The organism is Streptomyces sp. S3(2020) (genome assembly GCF_013044505.1).
In the GTDB taxonomy this organism is placed as follows: Bacteria; Actinomycetota; Actinomycetes; order Streptomycetales; family Streptomycetaceae; genus Streptomyces.
In genome coordinates this window covers 24314-50874 of the sequence record NZ_JABERD010000001.1, presented here as the reverse complement: position 1 = coordinate 50874, position 26561 = coordinate 24314, and the positions used below count along the sequence as shown (strand labels likewise).

Sequence of the window (26561 nt, the reverse complement as noted above, 5' to 3'; positions counted from 1 at the left end):
CACAGGTGGTTGATCCGATGCCCCGATCCCGGGCCCTCAGAAACAAGTTCGTCGACGCGCCCGGCTCCCTGGGCGAACGCATGCGCGTCGCCCGCTGGGAGCGGTTCCGGCGCTGCTTCCCCGGTATCGAGAACATGAGCGTGGTGGACCTGGGCGGCACGGCCGAGATGTGGCTGCGCGCACCGGTGCGCGCCAAGCACGTCCACCTGATCAACCTGGAGGAACACCCCTCCGACGTGCCCGACTGGATCACCACCGAGGTCGCCGACGTCACCGACCCGCAGGTCGCCGCCGAGCTGAGCGCCAAGGGCGGCTACGACCTGGTGTTCTCCAACTCGACCATCGAGCACGTGGGCGGCCACAGCCAGCGGCAGCGGTTCGTCGCCGCCGTCGGGCAACTGGCCCCGCGGCACTGGATCCAGACCCCCTACCGCTACTTCCCCGTCGAACCGCACTTCGTGGCGCCCGGCTTCCAGTTCCTGCCGCTGGCCGCCAGGGCCCGTCTGGTACGGCGCTGGCCGCTGGTCCACAGCCGCCCCGACAGCCCGGAGTCGGCGATGAACGCGGTGATCAACATCGAGCTGCTGACCCGCACCGAGATGCGCTACCTGTTCCCCGACTCGGTGCTCCTCAGCGAGCGGGTGCTCGGGGCCCCGAAGTCGCTCATCGCCGTACGGACGGAGCGCTGATGCTCAACAACCTCGTCAACAGACATGACGCCGACCGGCTGTTGCGCAAGGTCCGCAAGCTGGACCTGAACCCGGTGCTGGCCAAACTCCGGGTGCGCGGCGGCGCGCGCGTGGTCCAGCACTGGTCCCAGGTCGACCCGTCGCTGACCGAGTGGTGGGCGATACCGTCGGTCATCAAACGGTGGAACCTGCTGATGACCGGCGACGCGGACACGTCCTTTCCCCAGTACGTGGCCGCCAAGCACTTCGCGCCGCGCACCGATCTGCGCGGCCTCTCGCTGGGCTGCGGCACCGGCGGCAACGAGCTGCTCTGGGCGAGGACCGGCGCGTTCTCCCTCCTGGAGGGCGTGGACGTGGCGCAGCAGCGGATCGACTTCGCCACCCGGACCGCCGCCGAGGAGGGCCTCTCCGACGTCCTGCGCTTCCGGGTCACCGACGTCAACCGGATGGCCGCCGACGGGGAACGCTTCGACGTCCTGCTGGGGCTTCAGTCACTGCACCACTTCGACCACCTCGACGAGACGCTGCCGCGGCTGTCCCGGCTGCTCGAACCCGATGGGACATTCGTGGTCGACGAGTTCGTCGGCCCGACCCGGTTCCAGTGGAGCGACGGCCAACTGGAGGCGGCGAACGCCCTGTTGGCCCAGCTCCCCGAGGAGCGGCGGCGGCTGGCCGACGGTCGGATCAAGCGGCGGGTGGTGCGGCCCAGCAGGCTGTCGATGGTGCTGGACGATCCCTCCGAGGCGGTCGACGCGGCGGCGCTGCTGCCGGGGTTGCGGCGCGAGTTCGACGTCGTCGAGGAGCGGCCGTACGGGGGGACGGTGCTGCACATCGCGTTCTCGGGGATCGCGCACAACTTCCGTGATCAGGAGCCGGAGACGCTGGCGTTGCTGGAGCGGTGCTTCGCCGCGGAGGACGCGGCGCTTTCTGATGTGGGGCACGATTTCGTCGCGATGGTGTGCCGGGTTCGGTCGTAGTGCGACTGCGGGTGCGTGGGGGCTGGTCGCGCTCACGCGGCGGAGCCGCATATTGACACAGCCCCGCGCCCCTTGAGGACATCTACGGGCCCGGCGTTGTCAGCAGAGCGCCCGGTCGGGCCAGAGCTGCTGCCGCCGCTCGGCTCGCCTTGCGGCCCAGCGCCGCGCGTGAGGTTTCGCGGAGCAGCACCGCCGCCCGGAACGCCGCCGTGGCCAGGGCGCCGTGGCGCTTTCGGTACAGGCGGACCCTGTTGAGGGTGAGCAGGGTCCACAGGCGGGGGGACACCTGGGAGTCGCCTCCCAGGTGGACGGCCTCGGCTGTCGGGTCCAGTTGGGTGGCGTAGCCCCGGTCCCTCGCTCGCAGGCAGTACTCGGTCTCCTCCGAGTAGAGGAAGAACGACTCGTCCCACGGGCCGCACGCGGTCAGGCAGTCCGCCGATATCGCCATGAGCGCGCCGGTCGCCCAGTCCGCCCGGGTGGGGTGCCGGTACGCGGCGGGGTCGGTGACGAGTTCACTGAGGGCCGGGAACCGGCCGGCCCGGGTGTTGCCGATCACGGCTTCGCCGAGCGCCCGCAGGACGGTCGACTCACGGCGTAGCGAGCGATGGGGTGTGGCGCTGCCCTCCTCGTACAGCAGGGGTACGGCGATCCCGACCCCGTCGCCGAGGTTGTCGACGAGGCGCTTGGCGCAGCCCTGGCGCATCCGGATGTCGGGATTGCAGATCAGCACCGCGCTGTACTCGCCGGCCGCGCCCAGCGCGGCGTTGATCCCGGCCGCGTACCCGGCGTTGCGGCCGGTCTGGACGATCGTGGTGTCCGGCGCCAGCTCGCGCAGCACCTCCACGGTGTCGTCGGCGGAGTCGTTGTCGGCGACGACCAGCCGCCAGTCGAGGCCTGCCATGCCCTCGGGAAGTGCGGCGAGGAACCCGGGGAGCACCGAGGCGCTGTTCCAGGTGACGACGATGACGGCGACGGGGCTCATCGGGACTCCACGAGTTCAGGGAGCTGGGCTTCGGACGGCTTACGGGGGGCGGGGACCTCGACCGCCGCCGCAGCGGCCTCGCGGCGGACGAAACCGAGGTAGCTGCCGCCGGCCCCCAGGGTCAGGAAGAACATCCCGGCGTACATGGGGAAGCTGAGCGCGTCGAAGGTGGCGCTGATGACCAGCGCGACCAGCGCGGAGGCGAGGAAGGCCTGCCCGAGCTCGCGGTCCGAGTCGGTGCGGGCGAGGCGGCGGATGGTGCCACCGGTGTGTATTCCGGTGATGAACAGGGCGAGCACCGCGACCAGGCCCACGATGCCCATCTCGGCCAGGGTCAGCATGTACTGGTTGTCCGTGAAGAAGTACAGGTCGGGCGTGAAGGTGCCGAACCCCCGTCCGAACCAGGGGTGTTCGTCGAGGTAGGGGACGATCGCGCTGTACTTCACGGTGCGTGCCTGGGTGCTGCTGTCGGAGCCGGACAGGAAGCTCGCGAACAGGTTGGTGATGGTGCCGATCAGCCCGGGGATGATCACCTTGAAGCCGGCCACCGAGCCCATGATGATGGCGATCGCCGCCCAGCGCCGCTGCGGCTTCCAGCGGGGCACCATCACCAGGATCACGATGAGCGCGCCGATGATGGATGTCCTGGAGACCGTCAGCGGCAGCGCGCCCGCCATGATCGCCACCGGGGCCCAGCGGCGCAGCGCGCCGGCGTGCCGGCGTACCGGATCGAACGCCTGGTGGACGGCGAAGGGCACGAGGATGGCCAGCATTCCGCCGAACTCCAGCGGATGGGCCGTGGTGGAACGCGGCCGGGTGAACGAGCCGCGGTCCATGGCGCTGATCCCCGCGGTGCTCGACTGGAGGCCGGGGATGTGGATGGAGTCGGCGATGTTGGTCGCGGCGAAGAAGTCGTAGTAGCCGATGAGGGCGACCACCGTGCCCAGGACGACGAGCCGGCGCATCAGGGTCTCCAGTCGGCCGCGTTCCTGGATGCCGGCCGATGCCAGCACCACCAGCGCCACCCAGACCCCGAGCCCGATGAGCCCGCGGTCGGCCCCGAGGACCTCTTCGTGGGTGCTCTCGCGGGTCGCGTCGGCGACGTAGGACAGGAGCACCGCCACGGCGAGCAGGCACATCGCCACGCGCGGCAGCCTGGTGCCCTCGGCCGGGCGGATGCGGCCGCCGAGCCAGGTCGCGAGGTACCAGAGGAGTCCCAGCAGGGCGAAGACGTTGGCCGGGGTGCCGACGCCGCCCAGCGCGGGCAGGGTGAGGTTGGAGGGGACGAAGAAGGCCAGCGCCAGATAGCCGGTGAGGATCGTCGTGGCGTCCAGTCTCCGCGTCAGCAGGCCCCTGGGGGCCCGCTCGGGGGGCTTGGCGCGATGGCGGCGGGGGACGTATCCGTCCCGGGCGCGTCCCCTGCGGCGGACCACCGCGACGCCTTCGGCCAGGATGGACAGCAGGAACGCGCTGACGACTCCGACGATGACGACCGACGCGATGTTCTGGTAGCGGGCTTTGGGCTGCGAGACCGGTGTCTGCGGCAGCACGACCGGCGCGGCCTGCACGAGGTAGCCCGTCGGCACCTTGGAGGCCGCTTGCAGGGCCTTGAGCTGCTCCCCGGTGAACTCGGTGAGGGTGGTGGTCTCCTCCAGCACCTTCGCCCGGTCGGTGCCGGTCACGCTCAGGGTGAGCAGCGGGCTGTCGGCGGCCGGTGCGAATCCGACCGTGTACCGGTCCGTGACGCCTCGGGAGCGCAGTTCCTTGGCCGACTCGCTCGACTGGAGCGTCCTGATCAGCACGTCGGCCGTGACGACCAGTGAACCGCCCGCGTTCGAGATGGGGTTGCCGAAGGTCGGCGCCAACTCGGCGACCGCCGTGGAGTCCAGGAGCGTGACGGAGCTCTGCGACTGGTAGGAGACGGGGACGGTCCGGTACAGATAGCCGCCCGCGAGAAGGCTGAGCAGGGTGAGGGGCACCATGAAGTACCAGCGCCTGCACATGATCGCCCAGATGTCGCCCAGGCTCATGAGAACTCTCCCCGGTGTGATTCGGTAGCGGCCCGCCCCGGCGCCTGCGAGGATCGAGGCCGACGGAAGGAATCCCTGTGTCGCCTCGTGACGTCGCCGAAGCGCTGCTCCGCCGCTGGTACGTGTCGCTGCTCGTGCTCCTGCTGACGGCCGCCGCAGCCTATCCGGTGCTGCGCCCGACCCCGGTGTACCTGAGTTCGGCGGTGGTCGTCCTCAAGCCGCCGGTGACGGGCAACCAGCCCAACCAGCTGACGAATCTCCAGCCGCCGCTCGCCACGCTCTCGTACGGCGTCATCCAGCAGCTCGAATCGCCCGCCGGACGCGAGGAGTTGGCTTCCGCCGGTGTCCACGGCACCTACCAGCTGATCCCGCGCAACAGCGGCACCAGCGCGACGCCCCGCTATCTGATCCCCTCGGTGCAGGTGCAGGCTCGCGGGGGCGATCCGGCCGCGGCCGACACCGCGGTCCGCCGGATCATCGACGTCTACGCCGGGCATGTGTCGGACATCCAGGAGGCGCAGGGGATCGCGCCGGAGTCGCGGATCAACGCGTCCGTGCTGGTCACGCCGAGCGCCGCCCAGGTGCAGGGCACCAAGAGCCGCGCGCTGGCGGGTACGGCGCTGCTGGGCGGGCTCGCGGCGATCCTCGGCGCGCTGTGGTTCGACCGGTACGCGCCGGGTCGCGGGAGCAGGCGGGACACTGCCCAGGAACAGGAACAGGAACCGGAGCCGTTCTCCCGGGCCGGCGGGGTTCCGGTGGCGGGCTGAGCCGTGCGGCGAGGTCATCAGATCCCGCGGCGCTTCCACGACTCCCACCACAGCCACTCCCGCCCGCGCTCGGCCACGGCCGACCACACGAGCGGTTGCAGATACGGCATCGCCTTGGCTCCGATCCGCTGTCTGAGCCGTAGTGCGCGGTACTCGGGCAGCGCAGCGTAGCCCGGCAGGCACTCCTCGGCGAACGCCACGAGTTCGTCGACCGGGACGACGTCGGTGCGCCCCCGGTCGTAGGCCCGGTAGGCACGGCGCAGCGCGAAGCGGGCGAGGCGGGTGTGCACGGCGCCGGCGAGCCGGTCGGCCTGTGGCAGCAGGTCGGAGCATTTGTCGAGCACGGAGTCGTAGGCCACCAGGCGCTGGCGGAGGTCGTCGAGCTGGCCGCCGAAGTCGGTGGTGGACATGTTGTTGCCGTGGACGCGGTAGAAGGCCTGGTCGGCGCCGCGTACGTAGCCGACGTCGGCGCGGGCGGCGAGCCGCATCCACATCTCGATGTCGCCGGCGTGCGGGAGCGCGGGGTCGTAGCCCCCCACCTCGCGCTGGAGACTGGTGCGGACGACCACCTCGGGTGAGGTGATGCAGCCGGTGCCCTCCCGGAAGCGGCGCTCCAGCCACCAGTGCCCGGGGTAGACGACCGAACCGGTGCCGCTGGTACGGGCCTCGGGCAGCGGACCGCCGTGCTGGAAGCGCAGGGGACGTCCGTAGGCGAACCCCGCCTCCGGATGGGCGTCGAGGAGCGCGGCGGCGCGTACCAGGGCGCCGGGGACCAGGCGGTCGTCGGCGGACAGGAGTGCTACGTAGTCACCGTCGGCCCATTCGAGGAGGCCCTCGTTGTAGGTGGCGATGTGGCCCTTGTTGGTCTCGTGGACGCGGACCTCGATCCGCGGGTCGGAGGCCGCCAGCTTGCGTGCGGTCTCCGCCGAGTCGTCGGGCGAGGCGTCGTCGATGATGAGGACCCGGACGTCGACGCCGTCCTGCTCGTCCAGGACGCTGCCGACGCAGTCGGCGAGGAAGTCGCCGTACTTGTAGCAGGGGATCACGACACTGACGGTGGACATCGGTGATGAGGCCAATCCCCGGTGCCGGCCCCCGAGGAGGCCGGCACCGGTGCGCACTAGTGCTTCTTGCGGACGGTCTTGCTGGTCAGGGTCCAGTCATGGGACTTGACCGTGTGGTGCTTCTTGTCCCGGGCCGTGACCGTGATCTTGAACCGTGTGCCGTCGGGCAGCGGGGCGGACAGATGGACGGACACCTTGTGGGTGGCCCGGTCGTAGTTGAGGACGGCCTTGACGTGAAGCTTCCTGGCGACCGCGGCCTTGGCGCCCGGCAGGATGGTCAGCTTCGCCTTCACCGACCCCACCTTCGTGGAGCTGGGCAGTGTCGTGATCAGAGGGTGCGACGCGTCGGCGGTGCGCGCCAGCTGGGACGCGGTCTCCTCCGACGTGGTGCCCGACGTCAGCGCCGCGGACGGGTCCTCGGCGGTGAAGAGCGGCCCGACCCAGTAGTTCGCGGATCCGTAGGAACTGTTGGGGAAGGCCACGTCACTGCCGTACCGGTAGAGACCGTTGCGGGCCGTGCTGATGTCGGCGGGGGCGGTCAGCGGATACGACTTGTGGGCCGAGGCGAAGTAGCCGCCGTCCACCGCGTAGTTGCCGTTCGGCGCGTGGTAGGAGACGACGTACGCGGTGTCCGCGCTGATCGCCACCGGGGTGGCGAAGGTCATCGTCTGCCAGCCGGAGGCGGACTCGCTGGTGAAGGTGCCGGAGGCCAGGAGCGTCCCGCCGGCCGACCAGAGGCTGCCCGTGTGGGTGCCGGTGTTGGTCGCGCCCTTGTAGAAGGTGACGCCGGTGACCCAGCCGCTCGCCGAGGACTGGAAGCGGGTGCCCAGTTCGAGGGAGTTGGGGTCGTCGGTCACCGCGGTCCTGGCCGGCACGGTGGAGGTGTTCCACAGCGAGCAGGGGCAGGTGACCGCGGGCGGTGTGGAACTGGTGGTGAAGTTCCACGTCACCGGGGCCGTCATGGCGTTGCCCCACAGGTCCTCGGCCTGGACCGAGGCGGTGTACGTGGTGTTCAGCTCCAGTTCCGTCGACGGGGTGAAGGTCGCCTTGTTCGACGCGGGCAGCGTCTTGGCGCCCGGCACGGTGTTGCCGCCGGGGTCCTTCACGGTGAACGTCAGCGTGTCGCCGTCGATGGCGTGGTCGAAGACGGCCGACACCGGTGTCGTGATCGCCGCGCCGGTGGCCCCCGAGGTCGGGGACGTCGAGGTGACGACGGGCGGGGTCGTACTGGCCGTCGCGGTGTCCAGCACCACGTCCACCCAGTAGTTGCTGCCCGAGGACGCCGAGGACGGGAACGCGCTGGTGGAGCTGTACTTGTAGACGCCGTTGCCGCCGTCGGTGCCGGACTTCAGGGCGGTGAGCGGGGCCAGGCCCGCGGAGTCGCCGGAGAAGTAGCCGCCGTCGTAGGAGTAGCCGCCGTTGGGGGCGAAGTACGAGGCGACGTAGGTGGTGTTGGCCTTGACGGTCACCGGGGTGGCGAAGTTCAGCTGCTGCCAGCCGGAGGCCGTCTCGTTGGTGAAGGTGCCGGTGGCCAGGCGGGTGCCGGAGGCGCTCCACAGGCTGCCGGTGTGGGTGCCGGTGTTGGCGGGCGACTTGTAGAAACGGATACCGGTGATCGAACCGGCCACCGTGGTACGGACCTTGACGCCGAGCTCCAGCGGACCGGCGTCACCCGCGTTGAGAGTGCCGGGTACCGCCGTGGCCGGCCAGATGGTGCAGGGGCAGGCCTGCGGGCCGACGGTCAGCGGGATGGTGGTGACGGCGCCGATGTTGACGCTGTCGTCCACCGCGCGCACCTTGATCGACGCGCTGCCCGGTGTGGTCGGTGTCCAGCTGTAGGTCCAGGACGTCAGTCCGGTGGCGGCGTTCCAGGTGGTTCCGCCGTCGGTGGAGACCTCGGTGCGGGCCACGACTCCGCCGCCTGAGTCACTGGCGGTGCCGGAGATGGTGACCGGCTTCAGGGCCGGCACGGTGACTCCGGAGGCCGGGCTGGACACGGTGATGGTCGGCCCGGTGGTGTCGGTGGAGGCCGTGGCCGAGCTGAGGTTGCTCTGGAGGGTCTGCGGCTGGACGCCCATGTCGGCGAGGACGTTCACCGTCGCCTGCTGCATGCGGGCGTCCTCGGTGACCACCACGTCGTCGGGGTCGTACGTCGGCAGGTTGGTCAGACCCCACGACCACTGCACGGTGCCCGCCCCGAACACGAGGGCGCCGGAGTCCTGGTCGCGGAACTCGACGAGGTTGTGCGTCGCCGTCCCGTTGCCGTACATGTTGCCCCAGTCCAGGCGGTACTTGCCGTCGTCGATGTCCACCGTCGTGGACGACAGGTGGATCGCGCCGGCGGGCCTGGTGCTGTTGACGATGTCGCTGTCCCACTCGTAGCCGAGGGTGCCCGTCGGGAACGTGGCGGTCTGGCTCGACGTGAGGTTCGCGATGGAGGTGTTGCGCCACAGCCGGTTCTTGCCGTACGAGCCGGGGACCGTGATCGCGTCGGCGCGGTAGCCGTTCACCGTGAACATGGAGCCGGTGAGGATGTTCGGCGGCTGGTAGTCCATGCCGTACTGGGTGCTGGTCGGGTCCATCCAGGTGCCGGTCCACTGGCCGCTGGGGTCGGCGATGCCGTTGCCCTGCACCATCTTGGTCATCTTGTAGCAGGTCAGGGTGCGGTTCGAGGTGCTGGTGCCGTCGATGCTCGGGGTGAGCCGGGTCTTCCAGAAGACCTCGTTGCCGCTGAAGTAGGCCTGCCGCACTCCGGCTTTGCGGGCCGCCAGGACGTTGTCGTACTGGCTCTGCGTCCAGTACTCGTCATGTCCCGAGGACAGGTAGACGTCGTGGTTCTCCAGCAGGGTGTCGCCATGGGTCGACACGTCCACGCCGGACAGATAGCTGACGTCGTAGCCGTTGCGTTCCAGCCAGGACAGCATCATGAACTCGGAGCCGTAGATGCCGTTGTCGCCGCCGATGTCCAGCGGCCGGTTGTAACTGACCTCGTAGGCGCGGCCGTCCGGCGCGGGCCCGGTGCCTCCGTAGAGGTCCTGGCCGCCGTAGTCGTTGTAGGCCTGCCAGGTCTGGTCGCTGGTCTGCACGACGATGTCGGAGGTGCTGGAGTCCTTGCGGACGACGAACGGGTACGGCATCAGGCCGTCGCCGTCCGTCTGCGTCAGGTTCGCGATGTACAGACCGGACACGGCGTCGCTGGGCACGGTCCAGTTCACGGTCACGGGCCAGTTGCCGCAGTCGACCAGGCCGGTGCTGGCCTTGGTGGTGCAACTGGCGGGATTCGTCGTGAAGTTGGCCGGGTAGGTGGTGGCCGCCTGCGTCGCGGTCGACATCAGGCGCGCGCCGTCGCCGCCGTACCAGCCCAGTCGGTAGATCTCCACGCGGTAGGTGACCGGCGACTGGATCTTGAACTGGACGGTGTCACCGGCCTGAACGCTCTCCTTGGTGGTGAACCCCTTGATGTCACCGTAGGAGTTGGGCGAGTACCAGTCGGACATCGGGCTGCCCGTCTTGGAGTTCTCGCAGACGATCGCGTTGGAGCCCGTTCCGCAGGGATCGGACGCCGCCTGGGCGGGTACGGCCTGTGGGAGCACCGCCCATATCAATGCTGCTGCGACGGCGAGGCGCCCGCCCCGGAGCCGTCTGCCCCATCTGTTCATGTGTACCTCTCAGCGGTGCTGTGCAGGAGCGCCCCGTGTCGTGGGGGTGGAGCGTGTTTCGGGGACCGGTCAGCCGCGCAGTGCGTGGGCGAGGGTGTCCACGACTCGTTGCTGCTGGTCGGGGGTGAGGTGCGGGTGGAGCGGAAGCGACAGGATCCGGTCCGCCGTGTGCTCGGCGTGCGGGAAGTCGCCCCGGGCGTGGCCGAGATGGCGGTACGCCGGTGTGAGGTGGACCGGGGCGGGATAGTGCACTCCGGCACCGATGCCCTCGGCGTTGAGCTTGCCGACGATGTCGTCGCGGTCGGCGCCGGCGATCTGGACGACGTACAGGTGCCAGACGTGGACGTTGCCGGTGTCCGTCGTCGGGAGCACGACCTGGCCGCCGGCCGCGAGGTCGGCCAGCAGCGTGCCGTAGCGGGCGGCGGCCGCCCGGCGGGCCGCGTTGCCGTCCGCGAGGCGGGCCAGCTTCGCGCGCAGGACGACGGCCTGGAGCCCGTCGAGCCGGCTGTTGAACCCGGGCACGTCGTGGCGGTACTTGGCGACGCCGCCGTGGTTGGCGATCGCGCGCATCAGGTCGGCCTGTTCCGCGTCGTCGGTCAGCACGGCGCCCGCGTCGCCGTAGGCGCCCAGGTTCTTGCCCGGGTAGAAGCTGGTGGAGGCGATCCCCCCGCTGCCCGGCGCGCGGCCGTCGCGGGTGGCGCCCTGGCACTGGGCGGCGTCCTCGACGATCCGTACGCGGTCGGGGAGCCGGCCGGACAGGGCCGTCACGTCGGCCATCTGCCCGTAGAGGTGCACGGGTACCACCGCGCGGGTGGCCGGGCCGACCGCGTCCAGCGCCGCCTGGGGGTCGAGCAGATAGGTGTCGGGCCGGCAGTCCGCGAGGACGGGTGTCGCACCGGTCCTGGCCACCGCGCCGGCGGTGGCGATGAAGGTGTTGGCGGGTACGACGACCTCGTCGCCGGGCCCGACTCCGCTTGCGCGCAGGGCGAGTTCGAGGGCGTCGGTGCCGTTGGCGACGCCCACGCAGTGGGCGACCGAGCCGAACTCGGCGTATTCGCGCTCGAAGTGGCGGACCTCGTCGCCGCCGACGAACGCGGTGTTCGCCAGGACCCGTTCGAATCCGGCCCGTACCTCGTCGGCGACCTCCTCGTGGGCCGCTTTGAGGTCCACCAGCGGAATGTGGTTCATGTCAGCGGTCCCCCCACTGTTCTGTTCGCTTCGCGAGTTCGTCGAGCGCGGGCGCGCCCGCCGCGCGCAGTCGTCGGGCCGGGTTCCCCACCCAGACCTCGCCCGGCGGAACGTCGCCGAGCACACCGCTCCCCATCCCGATCTGGGACCAGGCACCGACCGTCGTGCCCTCCCTGACCAGGGCCCCGGAGCCGACGTAGGCGCCCTGTTCCAGCCGTACGCCCCCGCCGAGACGGACTCCGGAGGTGATGGTGGCGTAGTCCTCGACCACGTCGTCATGGGTGAGGACCACGTGCGGCATCACCGCGACCTGCGCGCCCACCCTGACGGCGGCGGTGAGGACGCAGTGCGCGAGCAGGACCGAGCCGGGGCCGACCTCGGAGGTCGCCGACACCACCGCCGTCGGATGCATCACGGTGGCGTAGCGGTCCGTGGGCAGGCCTAGCCGGCGGACCAGCCGGGCGCGGGCCGCGTAGTCCCGGGGGTTGCCCACACAGATCACCACGCGGGCCTCGGGCAGGTCGTGAACCAGGTCGCAGCCGCCGAGGACCGGGACCCCGTCGACTTCCGTGCCGTACAGGGCGGGGTTGTCGTCGAGGTGTCCGAGCAGCTTGAGGTCGCCCGCGTCGTGTACGGCCTGTGCGGTCTCCCGGGCGAAGCCGCCCGCGCCGATGATGACGAGTCCGTTCATCCTCGGGCCTGTTCGCGCGGGGCCTGATCGTGCTGGGCCTGTTCGCGCAGGGCGGCCACGACGCGGTCCTGCTGGTCCTCGGTCATGGTGTGGAACAGCGGCAGGATCAGCGAGTCCCGGGTGATCCGCTCGGTGACCGGCAGCGGCGCGCCGGGGTGGTCCGCGTAGGCGGGTTCGAGATGCGAGGCCATGATCCCGCGCCGGGCGGAGACACCGGCCGCGGCGAGCGCGGCGAGCAGATCGTCCCGGCCGAGAGGGAAGTCGCCGTCCAGCAGCACCCAGTAGGACTGGAAGTTGCTCTGCCCGTGCGCGGGATCGCGTACCGGGGTGAGGCCGGGGACGTCCCGCAGCAACGCGTCGTAGCGGGCCGCCAGTTCGCGGCGGCGCGCGATCATCGCGTCGAGTTTGCCGAGCTGGACCAGGCCGATCGCGGCCTGGACGTCGGTCATCCGGTAGTTGAAGCCGACTTCCAGGTAGCTTTCCAGGACCGGCTTGTCGCTCGCGTGGCGGTCCGCCGCGGAGGCGTTCATGCCGTGCTCGCGCAGCCGGCGCAGCCGTGCCGCCCACTCGGCGTCGTCCGTGGTGACCATGCCGCCCTCGCCGGTGGTGACGAGCTTGCGGGGGTGGAAGGACCACGCGGCGATCAGCGCGCCGTGTCCGACGGGCTTGCCGCCGACGGTGGAGCCGATGGCGCAGGCCGCGTCCTCGACCAAAGGCAGGTCCCACTCGGCGCAGGCGGCGCGCAGGGAGTGCACATCGGCGGGTACGCCGCCCTGGTGGACGGCGAGGACGGCCTTCGTACGAGGGGTGCGGACCGCTTCGACGGTGGCCGGGGTGAGGTTGCCGGTGGCCAGGTCGACGTCCGCGAACACCGGCTCGGCGCCGACGTACCGTACGGCGTTGGCGGTGGCGATGAACGACAGCGAGGGCACCACGACCTCGTCGCCGGGGCCGAGGCCGAGCGCGACGAGCGACAGGTGCAGGGCGGTGGTGCAGGAGCTGACCGCGACGGCGTGCTCGGCGCCCACCCGCTCCGCGAAGGCCCGCTCGAACTCGGCGACCCTGGGTCCCTGGGCGACCCATCCGGACAGCACCGCGTCGGAGGCGGCCCTGGCCTCCTCCTCGCCGAGCCAGGGGATCATCACCGGGATGCGGTCGGTGCTCACTTGGCCGCCTCCCGCTCCGAACGCCACCACTCCACCAGGTCCTTGAGCCCGGTACGCAGATCGATCCGCGCCGTGAACCCGAGCCGCTCGGCGGCCCGCGAGGTGTCCGCGAGCCGGCGGCTGACCCCGTTGACCGCGCGGGCGGGCCCGTGGACCGGCTCCAGACCGGACGCGCCCATCGCCTCCAGGAGGCCGTCGGCGAGTTCGCGCAGCGAAGTCTCGGTGCCGGACGCGACGTTGAACACCTCGTCGGTGAGGTCCGACTCGGCGGCCAGCACATTGGCCCTGGCGATGTCGCGGACGTCGACGAAGTCCATGGTCTGGGTGCCGTCGCCGAGGATCAGCGGCGGCTCGCCCGCCTCGATGCGCTCCATCCAGCGGATGAGCACCTCGGTGTAGAGGCCGTGGATGTCCATCCGGGGGCCGTAGACGTTGAAGTAGCGCAGCGCCACGTAGTCGAGGCCGTACATGGCGTGGAAGCTGCGCAGCATTCCCTCGTTGAAGGCCTTGGCCGCGCCGTAGAACGTGTCGTTGTTGTACGCGTGGTGGCGCTCGGTCGTCGGGAAGGCCTCGGCCATGCCGTAGACGGACGCCGAGGACGAGGCGACGACCTTGGTCACGCCGGCCGCGGCCGCCGCCTCCAGGACGTTGAACGTGCCGTCGACCAGCACCTCGTTGGCGAGCCGCGGCTCCTCGGCGCACTGGGTGATGCGGATCGCGGCGAGGTGGAACACCAGGTCGGCGCCCTCGGTGACCTTCTTCACGGTGTCGATGTCCCGGACGTCGCCCTCGACGACGTCCACGACACCGCTGGGCAGGGCCCGGGCGAGGTTGGCCCGCCGTCCGCGCACGAAGTTGTCCAGCACCACGATCTCGCGGGCGCCGCCTTCGGCCAGGAGGTCGACGAGGTTGGAGCCGATGGTGCCCGCTCCCCCGGTGACCAGGATCTTCTTGCCTCGTACGCTGCTCAACTGCACTTCCTTCTCAGCGGACTTCTCAGTGAACGTCTCGGTGGACGTCGCGGTGGACGTCTCGGTGCGAACGGTCAGTGGCCGGTGCGCAGGCCGACGACCGCGCCCCTGAACTCCAGGCTCCGGGAGGCCGCTTCGAGGATGTCCAGCACCCTGAGGCCCGCCCGGCCGTCGGTCAGCGGCGCCCGGCGCTGCCGGATGGCGTCACCGAACTCGTCGACCATGCTGCGCAGCGCCTCCTTCTCGCCGATGGCGGGCGCGACCATGTCGCCGGAGCGGTACGAGATGAGCATGTCCCGGCGTTCGTCCGCGCCGATCTCCTGGGGCGAGGCCAGGTCCACGCCCCGGTCGAAGATCGCCACGCGCTGGGCGGGGTTGAGGTCGTCCCAGACGAGGGTGCGCTTGGAGCCGCCCACCATGGTGGTCCGCACCTTGGTCGGCGACAGCCAGTTGACGTGCACGTGGGCGATGGCGCCCGTGCTGAGCGTGAGCGTCAGATAGGCGACACAGGCCTGTCCGGCGCCGATCGGGTCGGCCCCGTGGGCGGCGACGGCGACCGGCTCGACGGTGTCGGGGAGGATGAAGTCCAGGATCGACAGGTCGTGCGGTGCCAGGTCCCACAGGACGTCGATGTCCTTCTGGACCAGCCCCAGGTTGATCCGGACCGAGTCGACGAAGTGGATCTCGCCGAGTTCGCCGGAGCGGACCAGTTCCCTGATGCGGCCCACCGCGGGTGTGTAGCAGTAGGTGTGGTCGCACATGAGGGTGAGGCCGCGCTCCTCCGCCTCGGTCACCAGACGCAGCCCGTCGGCGTAGGTCGCCGCGAGGGGCTTCTCCACGAGGACGTGCTTTCCGGCCCGCAGGGCGGCCAGGGCGATGTCGAGGTGGGTGCCGGCGGGCGTGGCCACGGCGACGGCGTCGACGGAGGGGTCGGCGAGGACGGCCGCGTAGTCCGCGGTCGGCTGGACCGTCGAGTAACCGCCGAGCACGCGCTGGGCGCGCGCCACGTCGAGGTCGCACAGCCAGCGCAGCCTGAAGCGTTCGCTGGCCTGGAAGTTGCGGACGAGGTTGGGGCCCCAGTAGCCGGCCCCGACGACTGCGACTCCCAACGGCTCCGCGGTCTCGGTCACTTGGTCCCTCTTCTTCCGGTCCATCAGTAGGCCCCCGTTCCGCGCACCACCGCGGATCCGGTGCGCGCCAGGATCGACAGGTCAAGGCCCATCGACCAGTTGTCCACGTATCCGAGATCGAGCCGGACCGCCTCTTCCCAGGGCAGGTCGGAGCGGCCGCTCACCTGCCACAGCCCGGTGAGGCCGGGCTTCACGAGCAACCGCCGCTTGACCTCCGACGGGTACTCCTCCACCTCCTCGGGCAGGGAGGGGCGGGGGCCGACGAGCGACATGTGGCCGCCGATCACATTGAGCAGCTGCGGCAGTTCGTCGAGCGAGGTGCGGCGCAGGAAGGAGCCGACCCGGGTGATCCGCGGGTCCTCCTTCACCTTGAACAGCAGGCCGTCGCTGTTCTCGTTGAGGTGCTCCAGCTCGGCCCGCAGCGCCTCCGAGTCGGGGCGCATCGTGCGGAACTTGAACATGGTGAAGTGATCGCCGAACCGGCCCACCCGCTGTTGTCTGAAGAGTGCGGGGCCGGAGCTGTCGAGGCGGACGATCAGGGCGATCGCCAGCATGGGCAGGGCGAGGAGGCACAGGAGCAGCGCCGCGAGCGAGCGGTCCAGGAGTTCCTTGGGCAGGCGGGAGACCCGGGAGAAGTTGGGCGCCTGGATCCGCATCAGCGGCACCCCGTTGGTGGGCCGCACGGTCAGCCGGGCGTCGGACACGTCGGCCAGCACGGGGGCCAGCAGGAAGTCGACGCCCTGCACGGCCGCCGTCCAGGAGATGCGGCGCAGGACGGAGGCGTCGTACTCGGGGGCGGGCAGCACCACCACGGTGCCGATCCCCAGGGCGCGGATGACGTCGTCCATGGTGTCGACACCGCCGAGCACCGGGAGCCCCAGCCTGCGGATCTCCGCCGCGTTCTGCGGATCGCTCAGACACACCCCGGCCGCCTGCAGCTCCTGGGCTCCGCCGCGCCGCAGCACGGCGACCAGCTCCACGACGCCGCGTGACGGACCGACCAGGAGCGTCGCGCTGCCGCCCCGTTCCCGGGCCCATCGCCGGTGCAGTCTGCGGCGCAGCGTGTAGCGGACCAGCAGGGCGAGGGCGGCGGCCGGCACTGCGGCCATGGTCATGTCATGGAAAAGGCCCGGGTCGTGGGTGAAGGTCCAGTGCGCGACGGCGGCCAGCGCCGGCAGTGCGACAGCGCCCCGGAGCACCCGCCGGTACTCCTCGGTCCCCAGCCCCAACGCCCTGCGGTCGTAGGAACGGTGGGCCACCATGGCCGCGAGCCACACCGGGGGCAGCACCAGGGCCACCGCCCAGCGGCCGTACACCGCGTGGATCACCAGGGCCGCGACGACAGCCGCGAGGCCGTCCGCGACCAGCAGGACTATCCGGTACTTCTTTTCCCAAGGTCTTCGGCGACCTCGTGGAGTCCTTTGTTCCACATCCAGTTGCTCATGCGTGACCTCAATGGTCATGCGCCCCCCACCACGTGCGCGGTTACCCCTGACCGAACACCGATGCGCCCCCGACACAACGGCAGATGAAAGAAAGAAGCCTCAGCGGTTCCCCAACCGCCCCATGTCCCCTGCATGTCGGCCTGTGCCTCGCGGCCTCACGTTCCCCACCCAAACCGGCTCGGCGGGCCTCAATCTAGACCACCGAGCACAGTCACGGGAACAGTTGGACGAAACACACATCGCATTAGTGACATCGACTGCATACTGCCCAGGTGACGAGCATCGTGATCCCGGCCCACAACGAAGCGCAAGTCATCGGCCGGCTACTCGATTCACTTCTGGCCGATTCCGAATCCCGCGAGGACGAAAACGACATCGTGGTCGTATGCAATGGCTGCACGGACGACACCGCACGGATCGCGGCCGCCCGCGGCCCGGGTGTGCGGGTGGTGGAGATCCCCACCCCGTCCAAACACGCCGCCCTGCGGACCGGTGACGAGCACGCGCGGGGCTTCCCTCGTGTGTACGTGGACGCCGACGTCGTGATCACGGGAGCGGACGTCCGAACACTCACCGAACCCCTCGACGACGGCACCTCGGACATCCTCGCCACCGCTCCGGAACGGCGGATCCCACTGGACGGCTGCGCCTGGCGAGTACGCGCTTACTACCGGGTGTGGCAACAACTCCCGGTCGTACGCGAGGGCTTGTTCGGCCGGGGCGTCATCGCGGTCTCCAAGGCAGGGCACGCCCGGATCGCCGCGCTGCCGCCGCTGATGGCTGACGACCTGGCGGCGTCCCTGGCGTTCGCCCCCGCGGAGCGGCGCGTGGTCGGTGCGGCGGGTGTCGTGGTCCATCCGCCGCGTACCTGGCCGGATCTGATCAATCGGCGGATCCGGGCCGCGGTGTCCACCGCCCAGGTCGAGCAGCGGCGGGGACCCGAGGAGGCCACGGCCCGCACCAGCACGGCGGATCTCACAACCCTGCTCCGCGGGCAGCCGAAGCTCCTCCCGGCGGTCCTGGTCTTCGTCACCGCGGCGGTCGTCGCCCGGCGCAGGGCGCGGAAGGCCATCAGGGCCCAGGACTTCGGCACCTGGCTGCGGGACGAGAGCAGCCGGCAGAACTGAACGCGGCACGACTGGAGTCCTGGACATGTACCTCACCGACCGCTCCGCACCCGCAGGGGCGGACACCGAGCGGGGCCGAAGACGCGGCCTGCGGCCCAAGGTCGCCCCGGTCGTGCTCGTGCTGGGCACGGTCAGCCTGATCACCGACATCTCCTCGGAGATGGTCACCGCCGTCCTGCCGCTCTACCTCGTCACCACGCTCGGCTTCAGTCCCCTCGGATTCGGCGCCCTCGACGGTGTCTACAACGGCGTCAGCGCGCTGGTCCAGCTCACCGGCGGTCATCTCGCCGACCGAGTACGCAACCACAAGCTGATCGCCGGGCTCGGATACGGCCTGTCCGCGCTGTGCAAACCGCTGCTCCTGCTCACGAGCAGCATCGGCGCCCTCGGTACGGTCCTCGCCCTGGACCGCACCGGCAAGGGCCTGCGCACCGCCCCGCGCGACGCGATGATCTCCCTGTCCACACCGTCCGAACGCCAGGGCCGGGCCTTCGGCATCCACCGGGCGATGGACACCACCGGCGCGATGCTCGGCCCCCTGGCCGCGTTCCTCATCCTCAACGCGGCGGCCGACGGCTACGACGCCGTGTTCGGGGTGAGCGCGTGCGTGGCCGTCCTCGGCGTGGTCGTCCTGGTGCTGTTCGTACCGGGCAGAGGGCAGGACTCCCGGCCTGCCGGCGCGGGCGGGCCACGGGACACCGCGCCCGACGGGGCAGACGTGCCGCAGGACGCGCCGCTCGATACGACAAGGCCGCCCGTCCGCTTCCGCGAGGCCCTCGACCTGCTGCGTCTGCCCCGCCTCCGGGCCCTCGCCGGCTGTGCCGCGCTGCTCGGTCTGACCACCGTCAGCGACGCCTTCGTCTACCTGCTCCTGCAACGGCGCGCGGGCCTCGCCGAGGAGTGGTTCCCGCTGCTGCCACTGGGCACCGCCGTCGTGTTCCTGCTGCTGGCCGTGCCCCTCGGCGCGCTGGCCGACCGCGTCGGACGGCACACCGTGTTCCTCGCCGGGCACCTGGCCCTGCTCACCGCCTACGCGCTGCTGCTGTGGGCCCCGGCCACACCGGCCCTGCCCTTCCTCGTCCTCGCCCTGCACGGCGTGTTCTACGCCGCCACCGACGGGGTGCTCCCCGCCGCCCTGGCCGCCACCGTGCCCGAGCATCTGCGCGCCAGCGGTCTCGCCATCGTCGGCACCAGTCAGGCACTGGCCCGGTTCTGCTGCTCGCTGGGGTTCGGCGCCGCCTGGACGATATGGGGCTACGGACCGGCTCTGGCCGGCTCGGCGGTCGGGCTGCTGTGCTGCGCGGCCGTCGCGGGCCTGGTGCTGAGGCCTACCGGCGGCGCCCGATGACCACCATGGCGAGGCGGGAGCGATGACCACCACGGCGAAGCGGGACCCGATGACGACTCCAGCGAAGAAGAACCAGAGGAACCAGATGACATCGCTCCGCCGCCGCCTGATCGTCCTCGTCACGGCGGTGCTGCTGCTCGCGGGCGTGGGGACCGGCCTGGTCCTGCGCGCCGCCGACCGCGCGGACCGGGCGAACCGGCCGCAGGCGGGCGGCCCCGCCGTCAGCGGGGGCAAGGTGACGCTCGGCCAGAAGGACCGGCTGATGTTCGTCAACGCGGCCTCCGGTCCGCACCGCACCGCCGTCGCCTCGGTCCCGTCCACCGAGCCCGACAGCGGGCGGACCGCCTCCGACCTGAAGTGCGCGCGCTTCTACGCGGCCGCCGACACCGGCGTCTGCCTCCAGTCCGACACCGGCGTCCTCAAGCAGAACAACCGGGCCCTGCTCCTGGACGCCGACCTGCGCACCCGGCACACGTACTCGCTCGCGGGCACCCCGAGCCGCGCCCGGGTCTCGCCCAGCGGCCGCTTCGTGGCCTGGACCGTCTTCGTCTCGGGCGAGTCCTACGCGTCCGCGTTCTTCTCCACCAGGACCTCGATCCTGGACACCCGCACCATGAAGCTGATCCCCAGCCTGGAGACGTTCGCCATCGATCTGGACGGCAAGTCCTACAAGGCGGCGGACGTCAACTTCTGGGGTGTCACCTTCGCCACGGACGACGACACGTTCTACGCGACCCTGAACACGGACAACAAGACCTACCTGGTGCGGGGTTCGATCTCGCGGCAGTCGGTGACCACCCTGATCGAGAACGTGGAGTGCCCGTCCCTCTCCCCCGACGGCACCCGCGTCGCCTTCAAGAAGCGGGTGCTGTCCCGTACCGACCTCTGGCGCGAGTACGTCCTCGACCTGCGCACCCTCAAGGAGACACCCCTGGCCGAACGCCACAGCGTCGACGACCAGGCCACCTGGCTGGACGACAAAACCGTCGCCTACGCCCTCCCCGCCGAGGGCGAGGTCGACACCAGCGACCTGTGGAGCGTGCCCGCGAACGGCACGGGCACGCCCCGTCTGCTGATCGCCGGTGCCTCGTCCCCGGCGCCGCTCTAGCCCCGGGGGCTCAGGCCCAGGCGGTCACCGGGGTGAAGGAGCTGTCGGTCCGGAAGAGATCGGTGCCGTTCGAACGCTCCACCCGCAGCTGGTAGTTGTAGTGGCGCAGGTAGTACCCGGGGTAGTTGTACGACTCGAAGCGGATCGAGCCGCTCGTGCTCCCCGTGCGGGCGATGAACGTCGCGTCCTTGGCGAACGTCGTCGTGCCGTCGTTCGCGTCGAAGCGGGCCCTGAAGTCCCAGTGGCGCAGGTAGTTGCCGGAGGAGTCGCGGAAGGAGTAGCCGTTGGCGTCGGCGAGGCCCGCGACGACGGTGAAGGTCGACGCCGTCTTCTCGGCGGTGGTGCTGGAGCTGGTCACCACCGGGAGGTTGAGCAGCGAGGACTGGGTCTGCCAGTAGCGGGTGGAGTAGTTGGCCGACTGGAAGGACCGTGTGACGTTCTTCGCCAGGGTCGGTCCGCCCGTCACCGTCTCCTTGATCACCGTGAAGTGCCGGGCCGTTCCGGAGACCACGGGCAGGGCCACCGGGGCGGACCAGGTCGCGAAGGTGTCGTAGCTGTCGCTGTAGTAGTAGTTGCCGTCGCCGTAGCCGTCGAAGAAGAGCCGCCAGGCGCCGTTGTCGAGCTGGACGAGCGCCGGGCCCTCGCGGTAGCTGCCCCAGCCGGCCCAGTCGCCGGTCTTCGAGATCGTGTAGGGGCCGGTCAGCGAGGTGGCCGTCGCGTACTCGATGTACTTGGTCGTCTCGTTCTTGGTGAACGCGTGATAGGTCGAGCCGATCTTCACGAGGTACGTGTCGATGTGGTTCGAGCCGATCCCGGACAGCGCGACCGGTGAACTCCACGCCGTGAGCGCGGTGTTCGTCGCCTTCAGCAGATACGGGGTGAAGATCCACTCGTCGCTGGTGACCGAGCAGGACACGATGACGTTCACGCTGCCGTCGCTGTCGACGAACCACTCGGGCGCCCAGGCCCGGGACAGGTTGGTGATCGGGACCGTGTAGTCGTACAGGAAGGTCCAGTTGACCCGGTCGGAGCTGCGGGCGAAGCCGATGGTGGTGCTGGTGTCCTGCCAGGTGTGGGTGGTGTAGGTGATGTAGTAGTAGCCGTTGGTGTGCTTGAAGATGCTGGCGTCGCGGATCCTGTTGCTCGGCGGGGTGTAGGCCGAGGACTGGAGCAGCCGGAAGTCGAGGGCGTCGTCCGACTGGTAGACGTTCACCGTGCCGTCGTTGCTGTTGAGGAACGGCACGATGGTGTAGCGGGTCGCGGAGCCGCTCGCCGGGGCGGCGGCGAGGGCCGCGCCGGGCAGGCCGCCCATCAGCACGGCCGAGGCGGGCAGGGCCGCCATCGCACGCAGCAGGGTACGACGGGACGGTGCGGGGGGTCGTGTGGTCACGGGCGGCTCTCCCTCGGGCGAACAACGCGGCTCTGATGTCCGACATTCCGAACAAGGTTCGGAAAGTCGATCAGAAGGTAGGGGCGAGGCTGAATCGCGTCAATGGTTTGCGCATCACCTGGCGAGCACTGTGGGAATGCTGTGCCGCGCACGGAACTCCCGCCCGCGGCAAGGGCGTTCCGGGACAGCGCTTCCACAGGTTACCGTTCGGTAGACAATGCCCTCCCGGAGGTGTCCCGCATGACGCTCGACCGCGCCGCAGGCCTGGCGGAGTCCGCCCGTGCGCTGGCCGAGGGGGAGGTGACGTCGCGGACGCTCGTGGAGCAGGCCCTCAAGCGGATCGACGCGACGCAGCCCACCCTCAACGCCTTCCGGGTCCTGAGGGCCGAAGCGGCGCTCGCCGAGGCGGACGCTGCGGACAAGGAACTCGCCGCCGGAGTGCGCGGGCCGCTGCTCGGCGTACCCGTCGCCGTCAAGGACGACATGGACGTGGCGGGCGAGCCGACCGCGTTCGGCTGCCGGGGCGAGTTCCCGGCCGTGGCCCAGGACGGGGAAGCCGTACGGCGGTTGCGGGCGGCCGGAGCCGTCGTCGTCGGCAAGACCAACACCTGCGAGTTCGGGCAGTGGCCCTTCACCGAGGGACCCGCCTTCGGCGCGACCCGCAACCCGTGGAACGCGGAGCACACCCCGGGCGGCTCCTCGGGCGGTTCGGCCGCCGCCGTCGCCGCCGGCCTGGTACCGGCCGCGCTCGGTTCGGACGGCGCCGGATCGGTGCGCATCCCGGCCTCCTGGACCCATCTCATCGGCATCAAGCCGCAGCGCGGCCGGATCTCCACCTGGCCGCGCGGCGAGTCCTTCCAGGGCATCACCGTCAACGGCACCCTGGCCCGCACGGTCGCCGACGCCGCACTCCTGCTGGACGCGGCGAGCGGCAACCACGACCTCGACCCGCACCGGCCGCCCGCCGTCGACGCCTCCGGAGCGGTCGGACGGGACCCCGGCCGGCTGCGCATCGCACTCGCCCTCAAGCCCCCGTTCACCGCGCTGCCCGCACGGCTCCAGCCCGGGGTACGGGCCAAGGTCGTCGAACTCGCCGAGAAACTGGCCGCGTTGGGGCACACCGTCGAGGAGGCCGACCCCCCGTACGGGCAGATCGGGCTCACCTTCATCCCGCGCGCCACGGTCGGTCTCGCCGAGCGGGTCGGCGAGGCCCCCTTCCCCGAACTCCTCGACCGGCGCACCCGGGACGCCGCCCGGCTGGGGCGGCTGCTCGGCGGAGCGCCGCTCAGGGCGGCACGCCGGGCCGAGGCGGTCCTGCACCGCCGTATCGGCGGCTTCTTCACGTCGTACGACGTCGTCCTGGCGCCGACCACGGCCGCTCCCCCGCCGCGCGTCGGCTCGATGCTGAAGCTGGGCGGGCTGGCCACAGACCGCGCCATGATCGCCGCCTGCCCCTTCGCGTGGCCGTGGAACGTGCTGGGCTGGCCCGGCGTCAACGTCCCCGCCGGTTTCGTCGGCGAAGGGCTGCCCGTGGGCGCGCAGTTGCTCGGGCCGGCGAACAGCGAGCCGCTGCTCATCTCGCTGGCCGCGCAGCTGGAGGCGGAGCTGCGCTGGCACGAGGCGTGGCCGCCGGTGCGCGCGGTGACGGATTCCCCGGCTGGGTGAAGCCGTCGGCCCGTACCCTGTGACCATGGATGATGCGTCGATGGTCGGGCTCATGGGTCGGGTCACCGGAACGGTGGGGCCCGGGCTCGTCGGCGAGGTGATCGTCCGGGTGCGGGGCGGCGCCGAGCACTTCCTCGCCTACGCGGCCACCGGTACGGACCGTATCGAGCGGGGCACCGTGGTGATGGTGGTGGAGTACCAGGCGCCCAGGACCGTGTACGTCCAGGCGGCATACGACAGTTGAGCGTGCTCCACCGCAGGTGAGAGCCGTATGCGTCAAGGTTGTGACAAGGATCCGCAAGGGTCTGTACCCGGGCTTCACCGAGGCGCACACTCCCTTCGTTCGGTGCCGAAAGGGCACCATCCAAAGGGGGCGAATGCCGATGGTCATCGGCGTCGTTGCGGGGATCGCGCTGGGTGCTCTCCTCGCGCTGATCGGTGTGTTCAAGATGATGTGGCGGGTGGCCGAGCCCAATGAGGCGCTCATCATCTCCGGTTCCAAGCACAGGACCGAGGGCCTTGAGGAAGGCATGGGATTCCGCATCGTCACGGGGCGCGGCACGCTGGTGCTGCCCGGTGTGCAGGCGGTGCGCAAGCTCTCGCTGGACCTCAACGAGACCGAGCTGCACGTGGATTGCGTGACCCACCAGGGCATTCCGCTCAAGGTGCGGGGGGTGGTCATCTTCAAGGTGGGCGACGACTTCGTGTCGATCGCCAACGCCGGGCGCCGTTTCCTCGACCAGCAGAAGCTGATGTCCGAGCGGGTGCACAACGTCTTCGCCGGTCATCTGCGGTCGATCGTGGGCGGGTTGACGGTCGAGGAGATGATCCGGGACCGGGAGAAGCTGACCGGGCAGACCCGGGCCGCCTGCGGTACGGAGATGGAGAAGCTGGGACTCATCGTCGACTCCCTCCAGATCCACGAGATCGAGGATCCGACCGGGTACATCCAGAACCTGGCGATGCCGCACGCGGCGGCCGTCCAGCGGGACGCGCGGATCGCGCAGGCGGAGGCGAACCGGCTGGCCACCGAGGCCGAGCAGAAGTCGTTCGCACGGATGGCGGAGGCCACCCGGGACAGCGAGATCCTCCAGGCCGGCTACCAGGCCGAGCGGGACAAGGCAGGTGCGAAGGCGCGCCAGGCCGGCCCGCTCGCGGACGCCGCGGCCCGGCAGGAGGTCGTCGTCCAGGAGACCCGGATCGCCGAACTGGAGGCGAACCGGCGCGAACAGCAGCTCCAGGCGGACGTCCGCAAGCCGGCGGACGCCCAGGCCTACGAGAAGCGCACGCTCGCCGAGGCCGAGCGGGACGCGCGGATCTCCGCGGCCGAGGCCAAGGCGAAGGAGACGGAGCTCGCCGCGGCGGCCGAGGCGACCCGGGTCAAGACGGCCGCGGGTGCCGAGGCCGAGGCGACCAAGGCCCGGGGTACGGCCACGGCGGCGTCGACCCGGGCCACCGGTGAGGCGGAGGCCGCGGCGGCCCAGGCCAAGGGTCTCGCGGAGGCGGCGGCGTGCAAGGCGAAGGGGCTCGCCGAGGCGGAGGCCATCAAGGCCCGGGCCGCCGCCCTCGCCGAGAACCAGGAGGCGGTCGTCGCCCAGCAACTCGCCGAGAACTGGCCGGAGATCGTCAAGGCGGGCGCGTCCGCGTTCGGCAACGTCGACAACATGGTGGTCCTCAACGGCGCCGACGGCATGGCGGACATGTTCGCCAAGGCCCTCACCATGGGCGGCACCGGACTGGGTCTGGCACGCCAGCTCCTGGCGTCCATGAACCAGAACGGCCAGGCACCGTCGGGCACTTCACCACTCAACGGAATCGCGACGCCGCCGTCGCAGAAAGTGCCCGTGGAGGAGAAGTAGCCGACACCGCGCACGGGGGCACCCCTTAGGGTGCCCCCGTGACTGCGTTTACCGATGAGAACGTCCCCGGCCGCTCCGGCCCCACCGCCACCACCGAGGCCGCACCCCGCGAGGTGGGCCGGGTGCGCACCGAGTACTCGCCCGCGCACGACGGCGACCCCGACCCGGGCGAGATCGTGTGGACCTGGGTGCCCTATGAGGAGAACGACGGACGCGGCAAGGACCGGCCGGTGCTGGTGGTCGCGCGGGAGGCCGCCGGGACCCTGCTCGCCGTACAGCTGTCCAGCAAGCGCCATGACGGGGACCGGGAGTGGGTGGCGATCGGCAGCGGCCCCTGGGACCGCACCGGACGGGACTCCTGGGTGGACGTCGACCGCATCCTGCGGCTGCACGAGGACGGCATGCGCCGGGAGGCCTGTGCGCTGGACCGGATGCGGTTCAACCTGGTCAGGCAGCGGCTCCACGAGCGCTACGGCTGGACCTGAAACACCTTCTCGAAGGCGCGCAGCACGACGAGGCCCGGCGTGCGGTCCAGGACCCCGAACACCACGTGCTCGAAGGCACCCGCGAACCGCCCGCCCGGCCCGAGCAGCGTGCGGAACGCCCCCGCCACCTGCACGGGATCGTTCTGGAACACCCCGCAGCCCCACGCGCCCAGCACCAGCCGCCGGTACCCCTCGGCCGCCGCCACCTCCAGCACCCGCTCGGCGCGCACCGCCAGGGCGTGCGGCAGCTCGGCCGTGCGCTGCGGCACCGTACGCCGTACGACGCCCGCGTTCGGCGCGGCCGCGGTCAGGAAGCCCGCGAGGTACGGCTCGTCCAGCAGCCGGCCGCGGTCGTCCCGGAACACGGGCACGGCCGGTGAGTGGATGACACGGTCCGTGTAGAACGCGTCACGGTGGGCGCGGTGATGGTCGTAGAAGTCCCTGGCCTCCCGCACGCACACGTACAGCGCGGAGGCTCGGCACAGGGCCTCTTCCTGGGCCTGGGCGCCGTTGAGGTAGCCGCCGCCGGGGTTGCGGGCCGAGGCGAAGTTCAGGACGGCCGGGACCCCGCCGAGACGGCGCGCGGCCTCCAGGCTGCTCTCGCCGGTGACCTCGACGAACGTGTCGGCTGGCGGCATCTCCGGTACCGGTACGGGCTCCGGCCCGTACATCCGCGTACCGGCCCGTGCGGCCTCGGCCTGCGCCGTGATGGACACCTCGCGTCCGTCGGGGGCGCGGTAGAACCCCGCCTCGACGATCTGCTCCGTCTGCTGTGCGATGCCACGCAGGCGCGCGCTCATGGCGCCACCCCCGTGGGCGC

22 protein-coding genes are annotated in these 26561 nt (G+C 70.9%); 10 read left to right on the top strand and 12 right to left on the bottom strand.

All coding sequences use genetic code 11. The features are described from left to right. Positions 1 to 17: 17 nt before the first annotated feature. Both HLK59_RS00235 and HLK59_RS00230 read left to right on the top strand, forming a co-directional pair. Positions 18 to 689, top strand: coding sequence for a class I SAM-dependent methyltransferase (locus tag HLK59_RS00235; RefSeq protein ID WP_171139060.1), 672 nt, complete (start codon positions 18 to 20; stop codon positions 687 to 689). Next, positions 689 to 1666 carry a class I SAM-dependent methyltransferase gene (locus tag HLK59_RS00230; protein ID WP_171139059.1) on the top strand — a complete coding sequence of 326 codons (978 nt, stop codon included), beginning with the start codon at positions 689 to 691 and terminating at the stop codon, positions 1664 to 1666. Before HLK59_RS00235 ends, HLK59_RS00230 begins: the two co-directional genes overlap by 1 nt. A gap of 82 nt (positions 1667 to 1748) precedes the next feature. Here HLK59_RS00230 and HLK59_RS00225 read toward each other — a convergent pair whose 3' ends face one another. Both HLK59_RS00225 and HLK59_RS00220 read right to left on the bottom strand, forming a co-directional pair. After that, positions 1749 to 2648, bottom strand: coding sequence for a glycosyltransferase family 2 protein (locus HLK59_RS00225; RefSeq protein ID WP_171139058.1), 900 nt, complete (start codon positions 2646 to 2648; stop codon positions 1749 to 1751). Continuing rightward, positions 2645 to 4678, bottom strand: coding sequence for an O-antigen ligase family protein (locus HLK59_RS00220; protein ID WP_171139057.1), 2034 nt, complete (start codon positions 4676 to 4678; stop codon positions 2645 to 2647). The genes HLK59_RS00225 and HLK59_RS00220 overlap by 4 nt, the downstream gene beginning before the upstream one ends. Positions 4679 to 4755: 77 nt before the next feature. Here HLK59_RS00220 and HLK59_RS00215 point away from each other — a divergent pair, with 77 nt between their 5' ends. Next, on the top strand, positions 4756 to 5445 hold the full coding sequence (locus HLK59_RS00215; protein WP_206326593.1) for a hypothetical protein: 690 nt from the start codon (positions 4756 to 4758) through the stop codon (positions 5443 to 5445). A gap of 17 nt (positions 5446 to 5462) precedes the next feature. Here HLK59_RS00215 and HLK59_RS00210 read toward each other — a convergent pair whose 3' ends face one another. From HLK59_RS00210 to HLK59_RS00175, 8 genes are all read right to left on the bottom strand, one after another. After that, positions 5463 to 6509 (bottom strand): glycosyltransferase, encoded by a 1047-nt coding sequence (locus tag HLK59_RS00210; protein ID WP_171139056.1) that lies wholly within the window; start codon positions 6507 to 6509, stop codon positions 5463 to 5465. Between the two features lie 56 nt (positions 6510 to 6565). Continuing rightward, a complete protein-coding gene (locus HLK59_RS00205) occupies positions 6566 to 10168 on the bottom strand; it encodes a DUF4082 domain-containing protein (RefSeq protein ID WP_171139055.1) in 3603 nt (1200 codons plus the stop codon). 69 nt (positions 10169 to 10237) lie between these two features. Then, on the bottom strand, positions 10238 to 11356 hold the full coding sequence (locus tag HLK59_RS00200; protein ID WP_171139054.1) for a DegT/DnrJ/EryC1/StrS family aminotransferase: 1119 nt from the start codon (positions 11354 to 11356) through the stop codon (positions 10238 to 10240). A gap of 1 nt (position 11357) precedes the next feature. Next, positions 11358 to 12047, bottom strand: coding sequence for an acetyltransferase (locus HLK59_RS00195; protein WP_171139053.1), 690 nt, complete (start codon positions 12045 to 12047; stop codon positions 11358 to 11360). After that, entirely contained in the window at positions 12044 to 13213 is a 1170-nt protein-coding gene (locus HLK59_RS00190) for a DegT/DnrJ/EryC1/StrS family aminotransferase (RefSeq protein WP_346779611.1), read from the bottom strand. The genes HLK59_RS00195 and HLK59_RS00190 overlap by 4 nt, the downstream gene beginning before the upstream one ends. Continuing rightward, positions 13210 to 14190, bottom strand: a complete 981-nt coding sequence (locus HLK59_RS00185) for an NAD-dependent epimerase/dehydratase family protein (protein WP_346779610.1) — start codon at positions 14188 to 14190, stop codon at positions 13210 to 13212. Before HLK59_RS00185 ends, HLK59_RS00190 begins: the two co-directional genes overlap by 4 nt. Positions 14191 to 14258: 68 nt before the next feature. Beyond that, positions 14259 to 15314 (bottom strand): Gfo/Idh/MocA family oxidoreductase, encoded by a 1056-nt coding sequence (locus tag HLK59_RS00180; RefSeq protein ID WP_346779609.1) that lies wholly within the window; start codon positions 15312 to 15314, stop codon positions 14259 to 14261. Between the two features lie 23 nt (positions 15315 to 15337). Then, positions 15338 to 16777 carry an exopolysaccharide biosynthesis polyprenyl glycosylphosphotransferase gene (locus tag HLK59_RS00175; RefSeq protein WP_171139050.1) on the bottom strand — a complete coding sequence of 480 codons (1440 nt, stop codon included), beginning with the start codon at positions 16775 to 16777 and terminating at the stop codon, positions 15338 to 15340. 254 nt (positions 16778 to 17031) lie between these two features. On the opposite strand from HLK59_RS00175, the gene HLK59_RS00170 reads away from it, so the two are divergent. The 3 genes from HLK59_RS00170 (at position 17032) to HLK59_RS00160 (ending at position 20342) form a co-directional block, all read left to right on the top strand. Next, positions 17032 to 17886 carry a glycosyltransferase gene (locus tag HLK59_RS00170; RefSeq protein ID WP_171139049.1) on the top strand — a complete coding sequence of 285 codons (855 nt, stop codon included), beginning with the start codon at positions 17032 to 17034 and terminating at the stop codon, positions 17884 to 17886. Between the two features lie 25 nt (positions 17887 to 17911). Then, positions 17912 to 19234 carry an MFS transporter gene (locus tag HLK59_RS00165; protein WP_171139048.1) on the top strand — a complete coding sequence of 441 codons (1323 nt, stop codon included), beginning with the start codon at positions 17912 to 17914 and terminating at the stop codon, positions 19232 to 19234. 85 nt (positions 19235 to 19319) lie between these two features. Further along, a complete protein-coding gene (locus HLK59_RS00160) occupies positions 19320 to 20342 on the top strand; it encodes a TolB-like translocation protein (protein ID WP_171139218.1) in 1023 nt (340 codons plus the stop codon). Between the two features lie 10 nt (positions 20343 to 20352). On the opposite strand, the gene HLK59_RS00155 is transcribed toward HLK59_RS00160, so the two are convergent. Next, positions 20353 to 21732, bottom strand: coding sequence for a glycoside hydrolase family 43 protein (locus HLK59_RS00155; protein WP_171139047.1), 1380 nt, complete (start codon positions 21730 to 21732; stop codon positions 20353 to 20355). 240 nt (positions 21733 to 21972) lie between these two features. On the opposite strand from HLK59_RS00155, the gene HLK59_RS00150 reads away from it, so the two are divergent. The 4 genes from HLK59_RS00150 to HLK59_RS00135 all read left to right on the top strand — a co-directional run bounded on the left by HLK59_RS00150 (position 21973) and on the right by HLK59_RS00135 (position 25741). Next, complete coding sequence (locus HLK59_RS00150; protein WP_171139046.1) at positions 21973 to 23397, top strand: amidase; 1425 nt, start codon at positions 21973 to 21975, stop codon at positions 23395 to 23397. 25 nt (positions 23398 to 23422) lie between these two features. Next, entirely contained in the window at positions 23423 to 23641 is a 219-nt protein-coding gene (locus tag HLK59_RS00145; RefSeq protein WP_171139045.1) for a hypothetical protein, read from the top strand. Between the two features lie 133 nt (positions 23642 to 23774). Beyond that, positions 23775 to 25256 (top strand): flotillin family protein, encoded by a 1482-nt coding sequence (locus HLK59_RS00140; protein ID WP_171139044.1) that lies wholly within the window; start codon positions 23775 to 23777, stop codon positions 25254 to 25256. Between the two features lie 38 nt (positions 25257 to 25294). Then, a complete protein-coding gene (locus HLK59_RS00135) occupies positions 25295 to 25741 on the top strand; it encodes a type II toxin-antitoxin system PemK/MazF family toxin (protein WP_171139043.1) in 447 nt (148 codons plus the stop codon). Here the strand turns inward: HLK59_RS00135 and HLK59_RS00130 are convergent. Next, entirely contained in the window at positions 25726 to 26541 is an 816-nt protein-coding gene (locus HLK59_RS00130) for a TIGR02452 family protein (RefSeq protein WP_171139042.1), read from the bottom strand. The two genes, HLK59_RS00135 and HLK59_RS00130, sit on opposite strands and share 16 nt — an antisense overlap. Positions 26542 to 26561: the final 20 nt, after the last annotated feature.